Annotated in this window: 14 protein-coding genes; 12 read left to right on the top strand and 2 right to left on the bottom strand. The window is 65.0% G+C overall.

Going from position 1 to position 19,455, the window contains the following annotated elements; translation table 11 throughout:
- Positions 1–15: 15 nt before the first annotated feature.
- The 11 genes from tssJ (at position 16) to tagQ (ending at position 15,813) form a co-directional block, all read left to right on the top strand.
- Positions 16–528, top strand: coding sequence for a type VI secretion system lipoprotein TssJ (gene tssJ / locus J7E36_RS02745; protein ID WP_214999635.1), 513 nt, complete (start codon positions 16–18; stop codon positions 526–528).
- Positions 529–543: 15 nt separating this feature from the next.
- Positions 544–1,878: a type VI secretion system baseplate subunit TssK gene (gene tssK / locus J7E36_RS02750; RefSeq protein ID WP_214999637.1), complete on the top strand. Its 1,335-nt coding sequence runs from the start codon at positions 544–546 to the stop codon at positions 1,876–1,878.
- Between the two features lie 6 nt (positions 1,879–1,884).
- Positions 1,885–3,195 carry a DotU family type VI secretion system protein gene (locus tag J7E36_RS02755; RefSeq protein WP_214999639.1) on the top strand — a complete coding sequence of 437 codons (1,311 nt, stop codon included), beginning with the start codon at positions 1,885–1,887 and terminating at the stop codon, positions 3,193–3,195.
- Positions 3,192–6,692, top strand: coding sequence for a type VI secretion system membrane subunit TssM (gene tssM / locus J7E36_RS02760; protein WP_214999641.1), 3,501 nt, complete (start codon positions 3,192–3,194; stop codon positions 6,690–6,692). Before J7E36_RS02755 ends, tssM begins: the two co-directional genes overlap by 4 nt.
- Entirely contained in the window at positions 6,689–7,342 is a 654-nt protein-coding gene (tagF, locus tag J7E36_RS02765; RefSeq protein WP_214999643.1) for a type VI secretion system-associated protein TagF, read from the top strand. Before tssM ends, tagF begins: the two co-directional genes overlap by 4 nt.
- Positions 7,343–8,074: a PP2C family protein-serine/threonine phosphatase gene (locus J7E36_RS02770; protein WP_214999645.1), complete on the top strand. Its 732-nt coding sequence runs from the start codon at positions 7,343–7,345 to the stop codon at positions 8,072–8,074.
- The gene (locus J7E36_RS02775; protein ID WP_269216526.1) at positions 8,071–11,160 is read left to right on the top strand and encodes a serine/threonine-protein kinase; all 3,090 of its coding nucleotides are present in this window, start codon (positions 8,071–8,073) and stop codon (positions 11,158–11,160) included. The genes J7E36_RS02770 and J7E36_RS02775 overlap by 4 nt, the downstream gene beginning before the upstream one ends.
- Positions 11,160–11,876, top strand: coding sequence for an ABC transporter ATP-binding protein (locus J7E36_RS02780; RefSeq protein ID WP_214999647.1), 717 nt, complete (start codon positions 11,160–11,162; stop codon positions 11,874–11,876). The genes J7E36_RS02775 and J7E36_RS02780 overlap by 1 nt, the downstream gene beginning before the upstream one ends.
- On the top strand, positions 11,876–13,072 hold the full coding sequence (locus J7E36_RS02785; RefSeq protein ID WP_214999649.1) for an ABC transporter permease: 1,197 nt from the start codon (positions 11,876–11,878) through the stop codon (positions 13,070–13,072). The genes J7E36_RS02780 and J7E36_RS02785 overlap by 1 nt, the downstream gene beginning before the upstream one ends.
- Before the next feature lie 37 nt (positions 13,073–13,109).
- Entirely contained in the window at positions 13,110–14,792 is a 1,683-nt protein-coding gene (locus tag J7E36_RS02790) for a formylglycine-generating enzyme family protein (protein WP_231286327.1), read from the top strand.
- An 85-nt stretch (positions 14,793–14,877) separates the two neighbouring features.
- Entirely contained in the window at positions 14,878–15,813 is a 936-nt protein-coding gene (gene tagQ, locus J7E36_RS02795; protein WP_214999653.1) for a type VI secretion system-associated lipoprotein TagQ, read from the top strand.
- 845 nt (positions 15,814–16,658) lie between these two features.
- Here tagQ and J7E36_RS02800 read toward each other — a convergent pair.
- Entirely contained in the window at positions 16,659–17,042 is a 384-nt protein-coding gene (locus J7E36_RS02800) for a DUF6124 family protein (protein ID WP_214999655.1), read from the bottom strand.
- Positions 17,043–17,551: 509 nt separating this feature from the next.
- On the opposite strand from J7E36_RS02800, the gene J7E36_RS02805 reads away from it, so the two are divergent.
- Positions 17,552–17,935, top strand: a complete 384-nt coding sequence (locus tag J7E36_RS02805) for a helicase (protein ID WP_214999657.1) — start codon at positions 17,552–17,554, stop codon at positions 17,933–17,935.
- An 87-nt stretch (positions 17,936–18,022) separates the two neighbouring features.
- Here J7E36_RS02805 and J7E36_RS02810 read toward each other — a convergent pair whose 3' ends face one another.
- Positions 18,023–19,420 carry an aminoacyl-tRNA deacylase and HDOD domain-containing protein gene (locus tag J7E36_RS02810; RefSeq protein ID WP_214999659.1) on the bottom strand — a complete coding sequence of 466 codons (1,398 nt, stop codon included), beginning with the start codon at positions 19,418–19,420 and terminating at the stop codon, positions 18,023–18,025.
- Positions 19,421–19,455 lie beyond the last annotated feature (35 nt).

Consider the following 19,455-nt stretch of genomic DNA (forward strand, 5'->3'; position numbering starts at 1 on the left):
CATTGAGGACGCAGGATGATTCCCAGGTTTTTACTCGCAGTCGCCACCGCGCTTCTGCTGACGGCGTGTGCCAAGGATGCGGCGAAACCGCAGCCCGAAGAGGCGGAAGCCGAGGCCAACACCGCCGCCGTCGAGTTGCACTTTCAGGCCATTGCCGGCCTCAACCCCGGCGCCACCGGCCAGCCGGCCCCGGTGCGGGTGCGCATTTTCGAACTGAAGAATGCCGCCGTCTTCGGCCGTTCCGATTATTTCGCCTTGGCCGAACACGCCCAGGCGACGCTGGGCGCCGACCTGATCGATCAGGATGAAGTGCTGATCCAGCCCGACCAACAGTTGAGCCTGCAACGTGATCTCGACCCGGCCACGCGGCACATCGGCATCCTGGTGGGTTATCGCGAACTGGATCAGTCGCTGTGGCGCACGGTGTTGAGTGTGCCGGCGCGCGAATACACCGAATACCAGATCAGCCTCGACGTGCACGCCGTGCGCAGCAGCGTCGTCGTTCCCCCATCCAGCCCTGCCCAATAAGCAATCGGAGCCCCCATGTCCTGGAACAATCGCGTGGTCTGGTCGGAAGGCATGTTCATTGGAACGCAGCACTTCCAGCAGCACGACCGTTACCTGGAAAACCTCATCGACGCCCGCAGCCGTCCGTTGTCGGCCGGCGCCTGGGGGTTTTCCGAATTGCTGATCGACCAGGGCCTGCTGGCTCAGGGCAAGCTGGCGATCATCTCGGCGCGAGGCCTGTTGCCGGACGGCACGCCCTTCAACATTCCCCACGATGACCTGGCGCCCACGCCGCTGAACGTCGATGACAACCTGCGCGACGGCCTGGTGTACCTGGCCTTGCCGCTCAAGCGCGCCGGTGCCCGTGACACCGTGGATGAAGGCGAGCCCCTGGGCGCTGCGCGCTACGTCAGCCAGGTCAGTGAAGTGCGCGACGACAACGCACCGTTCGAAAACCGTGCCCCGGTGGCCCTCGGTTCGCGGGCGCTGCGTCTGTTGACCGCCCAGGACGGCATTGGCGACTACGCCGCCGTCGGCGTGGTGCGCATCAAGGAAAAACGCGCCGACCGGGCGCTGGTGCTCGATGACAGCTACATCCCGCCGCTGCTGGACGTGGTTGCCTCCAAGCCGTTGACGGCGTTTCGCAGCGAGCTGCTGGGCCTGCTCCACCAGCGCGGCGAAGCCCTGGCCGGGCGGGTCGTTGCGTCCGGTGCCGGTGGCGCCTCGGAGATCGCCGATTTCATGTTGCTGCAACTGGTCAACCGCGCCCAGCCGCTGATCCAGCACTTGAGCCAGTTGAGCCCGTTGCACCCCGAGCGGTTCTACAGCGAACTGGTGGCGCTGGCCGGCGAGTTCTCGACTTTCACCGCCTCCGGACGCCGACCGCAGGAATACCCGCCGTACCAGCACGATGACCTGGCCCTGAGTTACGCCCCGGTGATGCAGGCGTTGCGTGAGGCCTTGTCGATGCTGATCGACAGCAAGGCGACGCCGATCCCGATTGTCGAGAAAGCCTACGGCATCCACGTGGCGATGCTGGCCGACAAGACCCTGCTCGACAGCGCCAGCTTCATCCTGGTGGTGCGCGCCGATGTCCCCGCCGAAACCCTGCGCGGCCGCTTCGGCCAACAGAGCAAGGTCGGCTCGGTGGAGCACATCCGTGACCTGGTCAACCTGCAACTGCCGGGCATCGGCCTGCTGCCGTTGCCGGTGGCGCCGCGGCAGTTGCCGTACCACGCCGGTTCCACCTACTACGAACTCGACCGCGGCAGCGACCACTGGCAGCAACTGAGCAACTCCGGCGGCTTTGCGTTCCACATCGCCGGCCAGTTCCCAGGCCTGAACCTGGCGTTCTGGGCGATCCGAGGATAAACCGCGATGAGCAACGACGATCGTACCCAGTTCATGCCGACCCCCGGTGGCCGTGGCGCCGACCCGTTCCGCCCGGACCCGGGCCGCGCCCAGCCGACCCCGTCACCGGCGCCGCTGTCGATGCCGGCCGCGCCGGTGCTGACCGGCAAGGCCCAGGGCCTCAACCCGCTGGAAAGCGCCGCGGGCCCGCTGCTGGCCCTGCTGACGCGCCTGCGCAGCACCATCGCCCACCCGGCACCGGCCAGTTTACGCGCACAACTGCTGGCCTACCTGCGCCACTTCGAAGAGCGCGCCGAGGCCGCCGGCGTGGCGCGCAACGATGTGCTGCTGGCTCGCTATGCGTTGTGCACCGCGTTGGACGAAGCGGTGTTGAGCACCCCGTGGGGCGGCACCAGCGACTGGGGCAAGCAAAGCCTGTTGATCACCGTGCACAACGAAGCCTGGGGCGGCGAGAAAGTCTTCCAGCTGCTGGAACATTGCCTGCAAAGCCCACGGGAACGCCTGTACCTGCTGGAGCTGCTGTACCTGTGCATGTGCCTGGGCTTCGAGGGGCGCTACCGGGTGATGAACGACGGGCGCAGCCAACTGGAAGCGTTGCGCGAGCGAACCAGCGCGGTGATCCGCAGCGCCCGTGGCGAATACGAGCGCGAACTGTCGCCCCACTGGCGCGGCGTCACCGTGGCCCGTGATCGACTGGCGCAGTTCATGCCGCCATGGATCGCCGTGGCCATTGGCGTCGCCCTGTTGCTGGCGTTGCTGTTCGGCCTGCGCATGAAGCTGGCCGCCGATGCCGAGCCGGTATTCAAGAACATCCATGCCCTGGGGGAAATCCCGGTGCAGACGGTCGACCGCCCCGTGGTGCAGCCAAAGCTGATCGAGCGACCGCGCCTGGCCGGTTTCCTTGCCGATGAAATCAAGGCCGGCCGGGTTGCCGTGGAAGACGCCGTGGACCGTTCCGTGGTGACCATCCGTGGCGATGAGCTGTTCGCCTCGGGCAGCGCTGGCATCAAGGACGATTTCCAGCCGTTGATGCTGCGCATCGCCGATGCCGTGCGCAAGGTCAAGGGCCAGGTCCGGGTGACCGGCCACAGCGACAATCGCCCGATCGCTACGCTGCGGTTCCCGTCCAACTGGGCGCTGTCCGAAGCACGGGCGCGCTCGGTGTTGGAAATTCTGTCGGCCAAGACTGGCCAGCCCGAGCGCTTCAGTGCCGAAGGCCGCAGCGACACCGAGCCGCTGGCGTCCAACGCCACCGCAGAGGGACGTGCGCGTAACCGTCGGGTTGAAATCACAGTGTTGGCGGAGGGGGTCGAGTGAAGGCGTTTTTCAGTTTCATGATCCGCTGGGTCATTCCATTGTTGGGTCTTATCGCCCTGAGCCTGATCATCTGGTTCGTCGGCCCGTTGCTTGACTGGCTGGTGCCCGAAGGCCGGCGCTGGGCGTTGATCGTCCTGGTGTTCGCGGTGTGGATCGCCTACCGCGTGTTCCGCATCATCCAGGCCCGGCGCCAGGCCGCCGAGGTCATGCGCAGCCTCGCCGAGCAAACCCCGCCCGACCCGAGCAGCATCGCTACGGCCGAAGAGCTGGAAACCCTGCGCCAGCGCATGGACGAAGCCTTGGCGCTGCTCAAGAAAGCCAAGCTGGGCGGTGACGAACGTCGCAACCTCTACGAGCTGCCGTGGTACGTGATCATCGGCCCGCCGGGCTCGGGCAAGACCACGGCGCTGGTGAACTCCGGCTTGCACTTCCCGCTGGCCGCGCAACTGGGCGCCGGTGCGGTACGCGGCGTCGGCGGCACGCGCAACTGCGATTGGTGGTTCACCGATCAGGCCGTGTTGCTCGACACCGCCGGCCGCTACACCACCCAGGACAGCGATGCGACGGTCGACAAGGCTGCGTGGCTGGGCTTTCTCGGCCTGTTGAAAAAGCAGCGGGCCCGGCGCCCGATTGACGGCGCGTTCATCGCCATCAGCCTGTCCGACCTGTTGCTGGGCAGCGACGCCGAGCGCGCCGCCCATGCCGCGGCGATCCGCCTGCGGATCCAGGAGTTGTACACCCAGCTGGGCGTGCGCTTCCCGATCTACCTGATGCTGACCAAGCTCGACCTGGTGCCGGGCTTCATGGAGTATTTCGATACCCTGAGCAAGGAAGAGCGCGCCCAGGTCTGGGGCATGACCTTCGCCCTGGACGATGGCAAGGGCAATGACAGCCCGCTGGCGCACCTGCAAAGCGAATTCGCCGGCCTCGAACAGCGCCTCAACGACCGCCTGGTGGAGCGCTTGCAACAAGAGCGCGACCCGGCGCGACGCGACCTGATCTACGGCTTCCCACAGCAGTTCGGCGCACTCAAGGATTGCCTGCAAAGCTTCCTCGAAGGCGTGTTCAAACCCAATGCCTTCGAAGAGCGGGTGTTGCTGCGCGGGGTGTATTTCACCAGCGGCACCCAGGAAGGCAGCCCGATCGACCGCCTGATTGGCTCCATGGCCCAGAGCATGAACCTGGACCGCCAGCACCTGGCGCGCCAGACCGGCACCGGGCGCAGCTACTTCATCGAAAAACTCTTCACCGCCGTGGCCTTCGCCGAACGGGGGCTGGTGGGCGTCGACCCGAAGGTCGAGCGTCGGCGCAAGTGGATTGCCCGGGGCGTCCTGGCCTCCACCGTCGTCCTGGTGCTGGTGGTCGGGACGTTGTGGTGGGTCAGCTACCGCGCCAACCAGGCGTACATCACCCAGGTCGACCAAAAGGTCGCGCCACTGGGCCAGACCGTGCAAAACCTCAGCCCGGCGCAGCGTGATGTGCTCGCCGTATTGCCGCTGCTCAATGCGGTGAAGCACCTGGCCGACGACGCGCCGGATTGGGCCGAAGGCCTGGGCCTGTACCAGGGCGACATGCTGGAAGCCGAGTCCGGCAGCGTGTATCGCAAGCTGCTGATCGCCGTGCTCGGCCCGCGCCTGGTGGCGCGAATCGAAGAGCAACTGCACAGCGGCGGCAATTCTGATTTCCTCTACGAAGGTTTGAAGGCTTACCTGATGCTCGCCGACACCGAGCACTACGACGCCGATTTCATCAAGGCCTGGATCGCCCTGGATTGGGATCGCAGCCTGCCGCGTGACCTGCCGGCCGAGCAGCGTGCGGCCTTGAGCGAGCACTTGCAGGCGCTGTTCGAGCGCCGGCCGCCGACCGCGCGGCTGGACCCGCGGCTGATCGAAGACCTGCGCCGCCAATTGCAGCAACTGCCCGTGGCGCAACGGGTCTACGACCGGATCAAGCGCCAGAAGCTGCCCGATGGCATCCCGGACTTCCGCATCACCGAAGCCGCCGGGCGTGACGCCGCGCTGGTGTTCAGCCGCAAGAGTGGCAAACCGTTGGGCGAGCCGTTGAGCGGGTTCTTCACCGTCAAGGGTTACCGCCAGGGCTTCTTGCTCACCAGTCTGAGCCAGACCGGCACCCTCGCCGAAGAGCAGTGGGTGCTGGGCTTTGAGCAGGCCGACCAGCAGAACGTCGCCAGCCTCGCCGCCGATGTGCGCCGCCTGTACTTCCAGGACTATCAGCGCCAATGGGATGCCTTGCTGGCCGATATCGACTTCGTGCCGATCACCAGCGTGGCCCAGGCCGCCGATGTGCTGCGGGTGATTTCCGGGCCGACCTCGCCGTTGAAAAAACTGCTGGTGGCCGTGGCGAAGGAGACCGACCTGCAACAGGATGAACGCCGGCTGGCTGCCCAAGGCGTGCCCGTGGAAGGGGGTGTCGACAAGCTCAAGGAGCGCCTGGGTAGTTTGCTTGGCCAGGAGCAGGCACCGCAAAACGCGCCCCAGGCCAGCGATGATCCGATCACCGCGCACTTTGCCGAACTCAACAGCATCGTCAGCAAGAACGAAGGCGAACCGGCGGCCATCGATGGCCTGCTGGCTGACATGAATGCCCTGTACGTGCAGGTCAGTGCCATGGTCGGCGCCAGCGGCGAGGCCTTGCTGGGCGAGGCCAAGAATCAGGCCAGCGCTGCCGCGACAAGGGTCAGCCTCAACGCCGAACGCCAACCGCCGCTGGTGCAGGGGTTGGTCAAGTCGGTGATCAACTCCACCACCAACACCATGATGGGCGGCGTGCGCAATCAACTGAATGCCGCCTGGACCAGCGAAGTGGTGAACATCTATCGCCAGTCCCTGGCCGGGCGTTACCCGATGTCGCCGGGCAGTGCGCGGGACGCGACCCTCGACGACTTCGGTCAGTTCTTCGGCGTCGGCGGAGTGATGGACAACTACTTCCGCAAGTACCTGCAACCTTACGTGGACACCTCCACACCGACCTGGCGCTGGCAGCCGGGCGCGGCGCAGAAGCTCGGCATCGCTCCCGGCGTGCTGCAAACCTTCCAGCGCGCGGCGAGCATCCGCGATGCATTTTTCCGTTCCGGCGGGACCCAGCCGATGGTGCGCTTCGAGCTCAAGCCGGTGGCGATGGACTCGACCATTACCCAATTCCTGCTCGACCTCGACGGCCAGCAGTTGAGCTACGACCACGGTCCGAGCCGTCCGACGGCCATGCAGTGGCCGAACCCGGGCAGCATCGGCGTGGTGCGGATCTCGATCATGCCGCCGTCTTCCAGTGGTCGCTCCGGCATCACCCTGGACGGCCCGTGGGCGTGGTTCCGGTTGCTGGAGCAATCGGACCTGACCGCTGGCAACTCGCCGGACCGCTTCAATCTGCGCCTGCGGGTCGATAACGCCAGTGCCTCTTACGAATTGCGCGCCAACAGCGCCTTCAACCCGTTCAAGAGCCGAGTGCTCAGCGGCTTCAGCCTGCCGGAGCGGCTATGAGTACGCCGGGCTTCTATGGAAAGTTGGCCAGCCGTGGCGACTTCGTCAGCCGAGGCTTGCCCCAGAGCTTCATCGGTCCGTGGGATTCGTGGTTGGCGGCCGGTTTGCTCGCCAGTCAGAGCAGCCTGGGCGAGCGCTGGCTGGATGCCTATCTGGTCAGCCCGCTGTGGCGTTTTCTGGTCGCGCCCGGCGTGTGTGGGCCGGATGCGGCGGTGGGCGTGGTGATGCCGAGCATCGACCGGGTCGGGCGCTATTTTCCGCTGACGGTCGCGGCGCTGCTGGAGGCTGACGCGGACCCGGCGTCGGTGGTGGGCGGCGCGGACGAGTGGTTCGAGCGGGCAGAAAACCTGTTACTGAGCACCTTGAACGTGGAAGCCAGTTTCGAAGCCTTTGGCGCCGAACTGGAAAACCTCGGCAGCCCGACGTACCGGCCGCGCACACCGGGTGGCCGCTTCGCCAGCCTGCATCGCTTCGATGCCACGGACCCGCAGCAGCGCATGAGCGCGCTCGCCGAGTCAGCCTGCGAAGGTGCGAGCCTGTGGTGGGGCCAGGGTTCGGAGCGCATCGCGCCCGGTTTGATGCGCTGCCAGGGCCTGCCGGCCGCCGCTGATTTTGCGCAATTTTTGCTCGGCCAAGAAGGTGTTGTGTAGATGCGTGCAAGTGCCGGAAAAGCATTCAAGTCTGCAAGCAAGAGCCATGTCGGCATGGTCCGCCAGGTCAACGAAGACGCCTGTCTGGACCTGCCGGAAAACGGTCTGTGGGTAGTTGCCGATGGCATGGGTGGGCACGCGGCGGGCGACTACGTCAGCAGCCTGATCGTCGACAGCCTGCGCAGCATCGCCGTGGGCCGCTCGCTGGACGAATACGTCGCGGCGCTGCAAAGCGACCTGTTGCGGGTCAACGCCGCCGTGCGTGAAGAAACCGCCAACCGTGGCGTGACCATGATGGGCAGCACCGTGGTGGTGCTGGCCACGCGTGACCTGCGCGGCATGTGCCTGTGGGCCGGCGACAGTCGCTTGTATCGCCTGCGCGACGGCGTGCTGGAAAGCGTCTCCCGGGATCACAGTTACGTCCAGGATTTGCAGGACAGCGGTCTGCTCAGCGAAGCCGAAGCCCGGGTGCATCCGCGGGCCAACATCGTCACCCGCGCCATCGGCGTCGAGGCGCAGCTGAACCTGGCGCTGGTGGAACTGCTGCTGGTGCCCGGCGACAGCTACCTGCTGTGCAGCGACGGGCTGAACAAGACCGTCGAGGACGAGGAAATCCGTGAAGTGCTGAGCCACGACGACCCCGGCGAAATCGCCAGCAGCCTGGTGTCCCTGGGCCTGATGCGTGGCGCGCCGGACAACATCACCGTGGTGGTCGTGAAGGTGCCGTCATGACCCCCGCCTTGAATATCCAGATCCCCGGCTACGACATCGACGGCGAGATCGGCGAAGGCGCGATGGCCAACGTTTACCTGGCGACCCAGCGCTCGCTGGAGCGCAAGGTCGCGCTGAAAGTCATGGCCGCCGCATTGGCCGCCGACCCGACCTTCTGCGAGCGTTTCCTGCGCGAAGGCAAGACCCTGGCACGCCTGTCGCACCCCCACACCGTCACCATCCATGACATCGGCAATGTCGGTGAGCTGTACTACATGGCGATGGAGTACCTGCCCAACGGCACGCTCAAGGAGCGCATCGCCGCCGGGCTGACGCCGGAGCAGGGCCTGGCCTACATCCGCCAGATCGCCTCGGCCCTGGGTTATGCCCACGGCCTGGGCCTGGTGCACCGTGACGTCAAGCCGGCGAACATCCTGTTCCGCGCCGACGGCACGGCGGTGCTCTCGGACTTCGGCATCGCCAAGTCCCTGGACGACCGCACCCAGTTCACCCAGGCCGGTTTTGCCGTCGGCACCCCGAGCTACATGAGCCCCGAGCAGGCCCGTGGGCAGGACATCGACGGCCGTGCCGACCTGTATGCCCTGGGCGTGGTGCTCTACGAAATCCTCGTCGGCAAGCTGCCGTACACCGGCAGCGATGCGCTGTCCACGGCCCTGGCCCACCTGACCGAACCGCTGCCGGAACTGCCGCTGCATCACGGCCGTTACCAGGACGTGTTGCGCAAGCTGTTGGCGAAGGACCCGGCGGAGCGTTTCCCGGACGCGGCGGCGCTGCAGCGGGCGCTGGATAATCTGCCTCAGGACTCGAACGAGGCGACCCTGATCCGCCCGTTGCCCCTGCCGGGCGCGCCGCAACCGGTGGTCGATGACTTGGCGGGGCTGACGCCGGTGTCCATCGACATGCCGAGCGGTCCCGCGCAGCCGCAATCGCGTTCCCAACCGACACCGCCGCCGGTGACTGCGCCGCAGCGACCAGCCGCTTCGCCGCCGCGCAAAACCCCGGTGTTCGCCCTGGCTGCCGTCGCGGTGGCCGTGGCGCTGGCGTTGGGGGGCGCGGGCTATTGGTGGTTGTCCGGTGGTGACGGCAAAACCACGAAGCCGCCTGTTGCGTCCACTTCGCCGTCCAGCAAGCCACCGGTGAAAGCGCCCGACCTGCCGCCGGCGAAGACCTCCGACGCACCACCGGTCAAGCCGCCCGTGAACCTGCCGGTAGCGACCGAGGCCGATGGCGGCCAGCGTCCGCTGCTGATGGCCGGCAAGAAAACCCTGTTCCAGCGGGTGCTGAGCAAGCCGGGTGCGAAACTCGTCGACGCGCCGGGCGCTGCGGCCGGCAAAGACTTGCCGGCCTTTTCCGTGCTGTACGTCTATCAGCGCAAAGACGTCGATGGCAGCGCGTGGGTACGAGTCGGTGCCGCCACCGATGGCCGCAGCGACGGCTGGTTGCCGGCCGCCCAGGTCAGCGACTGGAAGCAAAGCCTGGTGCTCAAGTTCACCGAGCGCTCCGGCCGTGCGCCGGTGATGTTCCTGCGCCAGCCTGGCGAGGTGGAGAAGCTGCTGGCCAACCCTGCAAACGCCAGGAACGTGCTGCTCAAGGCCCAACAGAACCCGGCCGACAACCAGCAAGTGCTGGCCCTGGAACCGGCTGCCAGCGCCGTGCCGCAGAACCAGTTCTACCTGCTGCCGATCTTCGATGCCCGCGAGAGCCTCGACGAGAACGGCCAGCCGGTGCAGTTGCTCAACGTCGCGTCCATCGACCCCGGCAACGCGCCGAAAGCGGCGTCCGGCAACACGCCGATCCTGAGCGCCAACGCCGATGCGTTCCGTACCGCCGTGGTACTGGTGGTGGACACCACCGTGTCGATGCAGCCGTACATCGATCAGGTGCGTGACGTGGTCCACGAACTGCAAACCCGCATTGCCGAGCGCGGCGAACTGGACAGTGTCAGCTTCGGCCTGGTGGGTTTCCGCAACAGCACGAAGAAGACCCCGGGCCTGGAATACGTCGCCAAGACCCTGATCACCCTGGAGCAGGGCCGCGATCCGCAACGCTTCATGGACCTGGCGCGACAGGTCAAGGCGTCCACCGTGTCGAGCCATTCGTTCAACGAAGACGCGTTTGCCGGGGTCATGGAAGCGGTGGAGGGCATGGACTGGTCCGGTTATGGCGGCCGCTTGATCCTGCTGGTCACCGACGCCGGCGCGTTGCGCAAGAACGATCCGTTTGCCGCCACGCAGATGAACGAGGCCGAAGTGCGTCAGGCGGCACTGGGCAAACAGATCAAGATCTACGCCCTGCACCTGCTCAGCGACGCCGGCAGGAAAACCCACGCCGGCGCCCAGAGCCAGTACCGCACCCTGACCGCCGACGCCAATCCGCAGATCGGTGACTTGTACATTCCGGTGCCGGGCGCCGATGTGCACAAGCTCGGTGAGCGCGTCGGCGAGATCGGCTCGGTGTTCGCCGACCTGGTGCACCAGGTGCGCAGCAACCAGGCGCAAAGCGTTCCGCAACTGGGCGCCGCGCCCAGCTTGGTCGATAAGTCGGCGGCGGTCGGCTACGCGATGCACATGGATTTTCTCGGGCGCAAGACCGCCAGCCAGGCGCCGCAACTGGTCAGCGCCTGGACCGCCGACCGCGACCTGACCAACCCGGCGCTGCCGGCGTTCCAGGTGTGCGTGATGCTGACCAAGCTGCAACTCAACGACCTGCAGCAATCGTTGAAGCTGATTGTCGACGCGGCCCGCAAGACCCAGAGTTCGCCGAAGGATTTCTTCCAGGAAATCGCCAGCGCCAGTGCCTACATGAGCCGCGATCCGTCGGCGTTGCGCAAGGGCGGCAACCTCGCCGACGGCGGGATCCTCGGCGAGTACCTGGAAGGGCTGCCGTACCGCAGCAAGTCGCTGAACATGACCCAGGATCTGTGGCTGTCGTTGAGCGTGGCCGAGCAGGAAGATTTCATCGACGAGCTGGATTCGAAAATCCGCCTCTACGAAACCTTCCACAACGACTTGGCGAACTGGGTGCGCTTCGGCGATGCCGAGCCGGGTGACGCCTTGTACCGCGTTCCGTTGTCGACGCTGCCGTGATGCTGGACATGAGCGCAGTGCACAAAAGCCGGGGCGTCGGCAGCCAGCGCTACAGCCTGGTGATTCCACGGCTGCAATTGCGCGGCGGTGAACAACTGGCGGTGGTCGGCCCAAGCGGTTGTGGCAAGAGCACGCTGCTCGATCTGCTGGCGCTGGTGCTGGCGCCGGATCAGGCCGGCCGCTTCGACTTCACGCCCGCCAACACGCCGCTGGACATCGCCAGATTGTGGCGGGGTTCGCGCCAGGGCGACCTGGCTGAGCTGCGCAGTCGGCACCTCGGTTATGTGTTGCAAACCGGCGGCCTGCTGGGCTTCCTGGATGTGCGCGGCAACATCGCATTGCCGCGCCAGTTGTTGGGGTTGAAGGATGACGGCAGCGTGACGCGCCTGGCCAAGCAGCTGGACATCACCGATCAATTGGACAAGAAACCGGCGGACCTGTCCGTCGGCCAGCGCCAGCGCGTCAGTTGCGCCCGCGCCCTGGCCCACGGCCCGCGCTTGTTGCTGGCCGATGAGCCGACCGCCGCCCTCGACCCGCTGAACGCCGAGCGTGTCATGCAGTTGCTGGTGGCCCAGGCCCGCGAGCACGGCGTCTGCTGCGTCGTCGCCACCCACGACGAAGCGCTGGCCCGCGCCAGCGGCTTGCAGGTGCGCCGCATCAGTTGCCGACGTGATGCCGACGGCGGCGTCACCGCCACGCTCGGGGAGGCTTGCTGATGCGCAGCGCCCTGGTGGCTTCCCTGGCCTGGCAGGATTATCGCAACGACGCCTGGCTGTCGGCCTGCTCGGTATTGGCCCTGGTGGCCGTGGTGGCGCCGTTGTTGGTGTTGTTCGGGCTGAAATTCGGCCTGGTCAGCAGCCTCACCGAACGCCTGCAAAACGACCCGGCCACGCGGGAGATCATTCCCTTGGGCGGTGGTCGCTTCAGTGCGCAATTCATCGAACAACTGGGCCAGCGCAGCGACGTGGCCTTCGCCTTGCCGCGCACCCGGCAAATCGCGGCGACTGCCGACTTGAGCAATGCGGCTGCGGCGGTCACCGTGGAAATGCTCCCCACGGCGGCCAACGATCCGTTGCTCGCACGCCTGCCGGTGCCGCAGGGGCTGGATCAAGTGGTGCTCAGTCAGACCGCTGCGGAAAAACTCGGGGCCAAGGCCGGGGATTGGCTGCAAGCCAGTTTCGGCCGGCAGGTGGCCGGGCGCAGCGAAGCCCAGCGCACACAGGTCCAGGTGCTGCACGTGCTGCCCCTGGAAGCCTTCGCCCGGGACGGTTTGTTCGCGCCATTGGCCTTGCTCGAAGCAGCCGAGGATTACCGCGACGGTCGCGCGGTGCCGGCGTTCAACTGGCCGGGCGATGCGGTGGGCGTGGCGGGGCAGCGGGTGTACCCGGCGTTCCGGCTGTACGCCCGCAGCCTCAGTGATGTCGAGCCGCTGCGGCAGTATTTCGCCGGGCAGAATCTGTTGGTGTCGACCCAGGCCCAGACCATCGCACAAGTGCAATCGCTGAGCCGCAATCTGTCGATCGTGTTCTGGATCATCGCCGGGTTGGCCCTGGCCGGCGCGTTCGCGGCGATTTTTGCCGGCGCCCTGGCGGCGGTCGAGCGCAAGCGCAGGGAGTTGTCGGTGTTGCGTCTGCTGGGGGTTTCCACCGCCGCGCTGTTGTTGTTTGTGGTGTTGCAAGCGCTTTACAGTGCCGGGCTTGCGGCCCTGCTTAGCGCCGGGCTGTATGGCCTGGCGCAGTCGGGCCTGAATCATTTATTTGCGCAGCTGCCGGGCGAATACGCCAGCCATCTGCTGCTGCGTCACTACCTGTTGGCCCTGATGGCCGTGCTCGGCGTCAGTGCCGTGGCCGCGGCGTGCGGTGGCTGGCGCGTGGCGCACATCCAGGCGAGTGAAGGAATCCGTGATGTATAAGTTATTAGCCGCCGCCGTCGCGTTGAGCCTGGCCGGTATGGTTTGCGCCGATGAGGCCAGCGACAAACTCGACAACCCCAAGCCATTGCCCGATGACGTCAGCCTGCCGCTGCCGTGCGACGGGCAGATGGTGTTCCGTTACGTCTACATCCTCGCCCAGGGCACCCTGGACGACCGTGAGATCAGCCTCGGCTACCCGTTCAGCGAAGGCGAGGCCGGTTACCAGCAGTCGTTCATTTCCGGTTACCGGCGCGACTTCATCAACGGCCAGTTCACCCTCAAGGATCTGCCCAAGGACTGGAACCAGACCCTCACGCCGTTGATGCCCAAGACCGACGCCAAGACGCCGCTCAAGCCGATGCTGTACTTCATCGGCAAGTACGAGGTCACCGCGCGCCAATACGCCCAGGTCATGGCCCAGGCGCAATCGCTGGCCAGCGGCGAGCCGGCACCGGTCTGCGAGACCTTGCAAGCCGACCTGCCCGAAGGCGTGGCCGGGCGTCTGCCCAAGGTCAAACTGTCGAAGTTCGAGGCTGAGCGCTTCTCGGCGGTGTACAGCGCCTGGCTGATGAAATACCACAAGGACTTGCTGCCGGTGAGCGGCCGCGGCACTTCCGCCGAAGACGGCGGCCTGGGCTTCGTGCGTTTGCCCACCGAAGTCGAATGGGAATTCGCCGCCCGTGGCGGGCAAGCCGTCAGCCGTCAGGACCTGGAAGGGCGCCTGTTCCCCCGGCGCCTGGAAGGCAGCGAAAGCGACGGGCCACTGGCCGATTGGGCGGTGTTCAATCAGGTCGCCGGCGGCACCGGTCAGGCCGCGCGGTTGATGCCGATCGGCACCAAGCTGCCCAACCCCATCGGCCTGTTCGATGTGGTGGGCAACGCCGCCGAGATGGTCCAGGAATCCTTCCAGCTGGTGCACGCCGGACGTCGCCAGGGCGCCTACGGCGGCTTCGTGGTCAAGGGCGGCAACTACCTGGAAGGCGAGGGCACGCTGTTCACCGGCATGCGTCGCGAGTACCCGTTGTTCGCCGCCGACGGCACCGAGCAAAGCAACGAGACCACCGGTTTCCGCGTGGCCGTCGGGGCGTTGTCGGCGCCGCGTTCACGCTACAAGGAATTGTTTGCCCAATGGCAGAAGGAAGGCCGCCTTGCGTCCCTGACCGACGCCATCGACGACGCCGACGACCCGACCAAGCGCCTGGACAGCATCATCGCCGCCAGCGTCGACCCGCGCCTGCAAGCCGAGTTGGGGCTGGTCAACGAAGAGCTCAAGCGCAACGTCTCGCTGATCGCCCAGCAACGCGAGGAAGCGGCTGGCAACCTGATCCAGTCATCGGCGCTGGTGGCCGAGACCGTCAACAACTACAACATTCGCCTGACCAACTTGCAGAACAGTCGGCAGGTGGCCCTGGACGCCAAGGACGAGGCCAGTGCGCAGTTGTTCGCCACGGCCATCGACAACGGTCGCAGTGCCCTGGATGGCGCGGTGGCGATCTACATCGACAACCTGGCGACCGGCACGCGCTACACCGATGCCGTGATCCAGGCGCAGTTGCAGCGCATCAAGGAAGAGTTGGAGCGCAAGCCGGTACTGGGCAAGAGCCTGGTGGCACGGGCCACGTTATTCGTTCGTCATGTCGGGGATTATCGTCAGCAGAAACGCGCCGACCCGGCGGCGATATTGAAGGAATTGCTCGCATCGGGCGCTCAGCGGTCTTGAGCGTTCGCTGTTAGCGAGCTTGGAAGGGACTCAGGCGGCGATGGGGCCGCGCTGAGCTGGTCAAAACTTAAACGAGAACACAACTATGCTTTTCTCCCGTAAACCTTTTGCTTCGGTTTCCAAGCGTCACTTGCTGATGGTCGCTGTTGGCTTCAGCACCGTACTGACCGGCTGCGCCACGTCGCCGACCGCCAAGGTCGCGTCGAGCACCAAGGTCGAGTACTACCCGAACTGCTACGAGCCGGTGCAACACCTGCGCGCCACCGAGGGCGACATGACCAAGTCCGTGGTCACCGGCGCGGCTGTCGGCGCCGTGGGTGGTGCACTGTTGGGTGCCCTGTCCGGCGACTCGGAAAAACGTGGCCGCAACGCTGCCATCGGCGCTGCGGGCGGTGCCCTGGCGGGCGGCGCGGTGGGTTACTACAACGAGCGTCAGAAACAGATCGCCGATGACAACCAGCGCATTGCTTCCTATGCCGCCGACGTCAACAAAAGCGCTTCCGACATCGACCGCAGCACCGCCTACGCCAAGACGTCGCAGCAGTGCTACCAGAACGCGTTCAGCAAACTGGTTGCCGACCGCAAGGCCAAGACCGTCAACGACACCGAAGGCCGCAAGCGCCTGGCGGAAATCGTCGCCGGCCTGAAAGAGTCCAACGACCTGATCGTCGCGGTCAACGGCAAGGCGTCCGAAGACCTGAACAACTACACCCAGGCTTATGAGAAAGACTTGCAGCAGGTGGGTGTGCAGCGTACTGACGTGGTGACCGTGGCCACTGCTGATACCACGCCAGTCGTGGCGCCTGCGACCAAGAACAAGAAAACCGTGAAACCGGCGAAAAAGCCTGTTCTGCCAACCGTGCCGAAAGAAGCGGTAACCACCGAGAAAACCCTGCAGACCGCCAAGGCCAAGCAGGCTGAAAGCAAGCAGGTCGCCAGCGCCGGCACCAGCCAGGTCAACAGCATGTGCAAGAACCCGGACCTGGGCGACTGGGCACCGGTGCCTTGCCCGAATGTTTGATTGAGTGATGGTTGCTGATCATTCCTGCCGGGAGTGATCACGACATAAAACCTGTGGGAGCGGGCTTGCTCGCGAAGGCGTCGGTTCAGTTGGCTTCAATGTCGACTGACCCTCCGCTATCGCGAGCGGGCTCGCTCCCACAGTTGTCTCGGGTTGGCTGCAATATCCGTAACAGCCCCGATCTCCTGTGGGAGCGAGCCTGCTCGCGATGGCGGTCTAATGGCTAGTCTGGGTATTTTGACCGGGTACATATCCATTGCTGCGGTAACGGCCGCTTAGGGTTTCGCCTGACGGCGACTTACTTTTGAACAGCGCAAAAGTAAGCAAAACGCTTTGCCCCACCACTCGGNNCTCCGTGGGCCGCCGCGAAGGACCTTCCATGGCCCAGCGCGGCTAATCCGGCATCCATGCCGGATTACCCACTGCGCAATACCTGCGTTCGGCCAGCGTGGTTAACGGGGCCGTCAGATCAAAAGCTCGTCGAGGCGGCCTTATAGCCGACCTGGCTCCTTCGGTTGTACAACCCGTCAGATTTAGCTGGGCTGGGCTGAGTTTAGAGCTCGGGCTCGGGCTGGAACTGTGGGAGCAAAGCTTGCTCGCGATGCGCCCTGACAGCCGACCTACTTCTCCCGGCTGTACCTGAGTCCAAATGTGGGAGCGGGCTTGCTCGCGAAGGCGGCGGCCCGGTCAGCATTGATGTGGCCTGACATACCGCTTTCGCGAGCAAGCCCGCTCCCACAGTCTGGTTTTGTGTTGGTTGCGGTATCCGTGGCAACCCAGATCCCATTGTGGGAGCGAGCCTGCTCGCGATGGCGTCAGCCAGGCTGGCACCATTACCGGCTGATTTACCCCTTGGCCCCCGGCGCCGCCGTCTCTTGCGCCTCCAGATGATCCAGCGCTCGCTCAACCAACAACTGAACCCCATCGGCCATGCGGCTGATTGCCAGGGCTACGCTGCGGCGTGAGTCGTCGACGTCGTCGGCCAGGTCGGCGGCGAGGGTGCTGATCGATAGCAGGTCTTCGGAAGCATTGGCCAACAGGGTTTCAGTGTCGATGTGGGGCGCGACGATGAAGAGTTGGTTTTTGTCGGTTTCGGGTGGAGCAGAGGGTTTGGGGTTGAGGTAGTAATCGAGGGCGCGGGTGGCGGCGTCTTCGTCTTTTTTGGCTTCTAGGGCTTCGGCGCGGGATCTGGAGCCGCTTTGCGGCGGATTCGGAGTTACTTTGAACATGGTAGGTTTTCCATTGGAGAACCACTTTGAACCGCTTGCACGCGATGGAAGGTGGCAGCTGTGAGCGAGTGTGCAAGACCGGGTAAACCACCAAACCCCGGCAGACCTCAGGAGTCTCCCGAACACAGCCGCCATAAAACACGGGCACGAATGCGCCTTGAATCGACGGAGTCATCATGAGTTGGTTGTTTTACTCGGACTTGCACGTCCGTGTCACCGTTTTTTGCGATGACGGACCAAGGTTAGCGGCGCTTCGGCAGGCTGCCTAGTTCATGAACAGCCCGGCATCTTGAAGGAAACGTCCGAGAAACTGGACAGGGAAAGGGATCAAGAAACCGCATTCTTCGGCAGCGCCTACAGAAACTTCTTACACGCGAATAATTTGGTGACTTGGCAGTCATCATGCAAGAAAACCCATTCATCTCCTGCTAAACCGATCCGATGATGGCGTTCCGCCGAAGAATCGCTAAACTGCGCCTGCATTCATCTTTCTTTTCGAGGCGCTGTCGATGAAATTTCGTTTTCTGCTGTGGATGCTGGGGCTGTTGATGAGCAAGGCCAGCCGGAGCAATCCAGCGTTCCAGCAGCAGTTGGGCGACAAGGAGTTGGTGTTCCAGTTGCAAACCCTGGACGGCAAGGTCGCCCGGCATTTCACCGTGAAGAACCAGCGCATCACCAGCCAGTCCGGCACTTACCCGACACCGGCGTTCGCCATCGCGTTCAAGGACGCGGCCTATGGTTTCGCGACGATGCAGGCCAAGAACAAGCAGCTGGCGTTCATGACGGGGATCCAGGACAAGTCAATCCAGATCAAGGGCAACCCGGCGCTGGTGATCTGGTTTCAGGGGTTGACCCGGTATCTGAAGCCGAAGAAGGCCAAGCCGAAGGGTTGAGGCCACCAATCTCTGTGGCGCGGGGATAAATCCCCTCGCCACAAGTACTCGCCCGCTACTCCATCTGTGCCAATCAGGCCGCGGCTCTCAGTTGTGAAACTGCGAAGCCAGTTCTCGCAGCAACACCTCAGCCTCCAGCACCTTGCTGACAACGTCGTTGGCTTTTTCCCGCGTCAGGCCCACGCGCTCCAGCAACGCATCGGGGATTTCCTCGTCCGGGCCGGAGCCGACGCCGCGGGCGCGCAGCAGGCGCACGGCCAGGCACACCAGGTTCGGGTAGGCGGCGTATTCACCGTCGTAGTGCGGGTCGTGCTGGAAGCGCAGGGCGGTGGCCAGTTCGTCGGGCATGTCCCAATAGCGCATCAGCCACGCACCGATCTGCTCGCGACTGATCCCCAACAGGTGTTGTTCCACATAGCTGTGGCACAGGTGCGGGTTGACCTCCAGGTGCCGGCAGATCAACGAAAAGTGCGGCGGGAACACGTGGGCCAGCAACAGATAGCCGAAGTTGTGCAGCAGGCCGGACAGGTAGGTCAGGCCACCTTCAGGGCGCTGGGCGCGTGGCATGGCGCGGGTCAGGCCTTCGATGACGGCGGCGGTGTAGATCGACTGCTGCCAGTACGGCGTGGTGTGTTGCGGGTGGTCCTTGGGCAGGCTCAGGGTCTTGCCCAGGGCCAGGCCCAGCGCCAGGTTGATCACCAGGTCGAAGCCCAGCACCCGGACGATGGCATCTTCCACCGAGCGAATCTTGCCCGGCGAGGCGTAGTACGGCGACGCGGCCCAGCTCACCACTTGCGCGGCCAGGGCCGGGTCGGTCTCTACGACGCCGGTGATGTCATCGATGGTTGCATCAGGATCGACCCGCAGCTTGATGATTTTCTGCGCGGTTTCGGCCAGCGGCGGGATTTCGATGGTTTCCTCCAGCCGTTGCTGGATCCGTCGCGCCGTGAACGCTTGCACCGCCTGGGTGATTTCCGCGCGGTCGTCGTGCGGGCGGTCCAGGTTGGGGGTGATGTTGCTGGTGGCTTCGCCGAAAGATGCGGCACTGGCCTTGGTGAGCATGGTCTTGAAGGCTTCGCTGGTGACTTCCAGCAGCAGCCCCGGCTCACCGGAGTGGATCAGCAGCTTGGGCTCGCGCAGCAGGCACTCTTCGTACAGGCACGGAGAGCTGGTCAGCGCCGGCAGGCCGGGCAGCAGGCCCAGGTTGTGTTTGCCGAGCATCTTCTCCAGGCGCTCGGTGGGCACCGCCGTGAGCTTGCGGCCGGTGAGTTCGGCCAGGCGGTTGAGGTCCAGCAGCTGGCTTTGTGGAAACAGCACCATGAGCGCGCCGACGGCGTCGTGCAACAGAACGGCTTGCACCTTACGGGCCGGGTTCAGGCCGGGCCGTTCGAGAACTTCGTCATAGGCGATGCCCAATTTCTCGAGCAGCAGCCGAATAACAGACGGAGCGTGCGGGGATTCGGGGGCTAGGGCAGCTTCTGTCATGGTCTGTATCCGTTTTCCTACAAGTCGATCAGTAT

Source organism: Pseudomonas fluorescens, assembly GCF_018614775.1.
Taxonomy (GTDB): domain Bacteria; phylum Pseudomonadota; class Gammaproteobacteria; order Pseudomonadales; family Pseudomonadaceae; genus Aquipseudomonas; species Aquipseudomonas fluorescens_BY.

Coding starts and splice junctions, on each gene's coding strand:
- tssJ (WP_214999635.1), top strand. CDS start 16: ATGATTCCCAGGTTTTTACTCGCAGTCGCCACCGCGCTTCTGCTGACG.
- tssK (WP_214999637.1), top strand. CDS start 544: ATGTCCTGGAACAATCGCGTGGTCTGGTCGGAAGGCATGTTCATTGGA.
- J7E36_RS02755 (WP_214999639.1), top strand. CDS start 1,885: ATGAGCAACGACGATCGTACCCAGTTCATGCCGACCCCCGGTGGCCGT.
- tagF (WP_214999643.1), top strand. CDS start 6,689: ATGAGTACGCCGGGCTTCTATGGAAAGTTGGCCAGCCGTGGCGACTTC.
- J7E36_RS02770 (WP_214999645.1), top strand. CDS start 7,343: ATGCGTGCAAGTGCCGGAAAAGCATTCAAGTCTGCAAGCAAGAGCCAT.
- J7E36_RS02775 (WP_269216526.1), top strand. CDS start 8,071: ATGACCCCCGCCTTGAATATCCAGATCCCCGGCTACGACATCGACGGC.
- J7E36_RS02780 (WP_214999647.1), top strand. CDS start 11,160: ATGCTGGACATGAGCGCAGTGCACAAAAGCCGGGGCGTCGGCAGCCAG.
- J7E36_RS02785 (WP_214999649.1), top strand. CDS start 11,876: ATGCGCAGCGCCCTGGTGGCTTCCCTGGCCTGGCAGGATTATCGCAAC.
- J7E36_RS02790 (WP_231286327.1), top strand. CDS start 13,110: ATGGTTTGCGCCGATGAGGCCAGCGACAAACTCGACAACCCCAAGCCA.
- tagQ (WP_214999653.1), top strand. CDS start 14,878: ATGCTTTTCTCCCGTAAACCTTTTGCTTCGGTTTCCAAGCGTCACTTG.
- J7E36_RS02800 (WP_214999655.1), bottom strand. CDS start 17,042: ATGTTCAAAGTAACTCCGAATCCGCCGCAAAGCGGCTCCAGATCCCGC.
- J7E36_RS02805 (WP_214999657.1), top strand. CDS start 17,552: ATGAAATTTCGTTTTCTGCTGTGGATGCTGGGGCTGTTGATGAGCAAG.
- J7E36_RS02810 (WP_214999659.1), bottom strand. CDS start 19,420: ATGACAGAAGCTGCCCTAGCCCCCGAATCCCCGCACGCTCCGTCTGTT.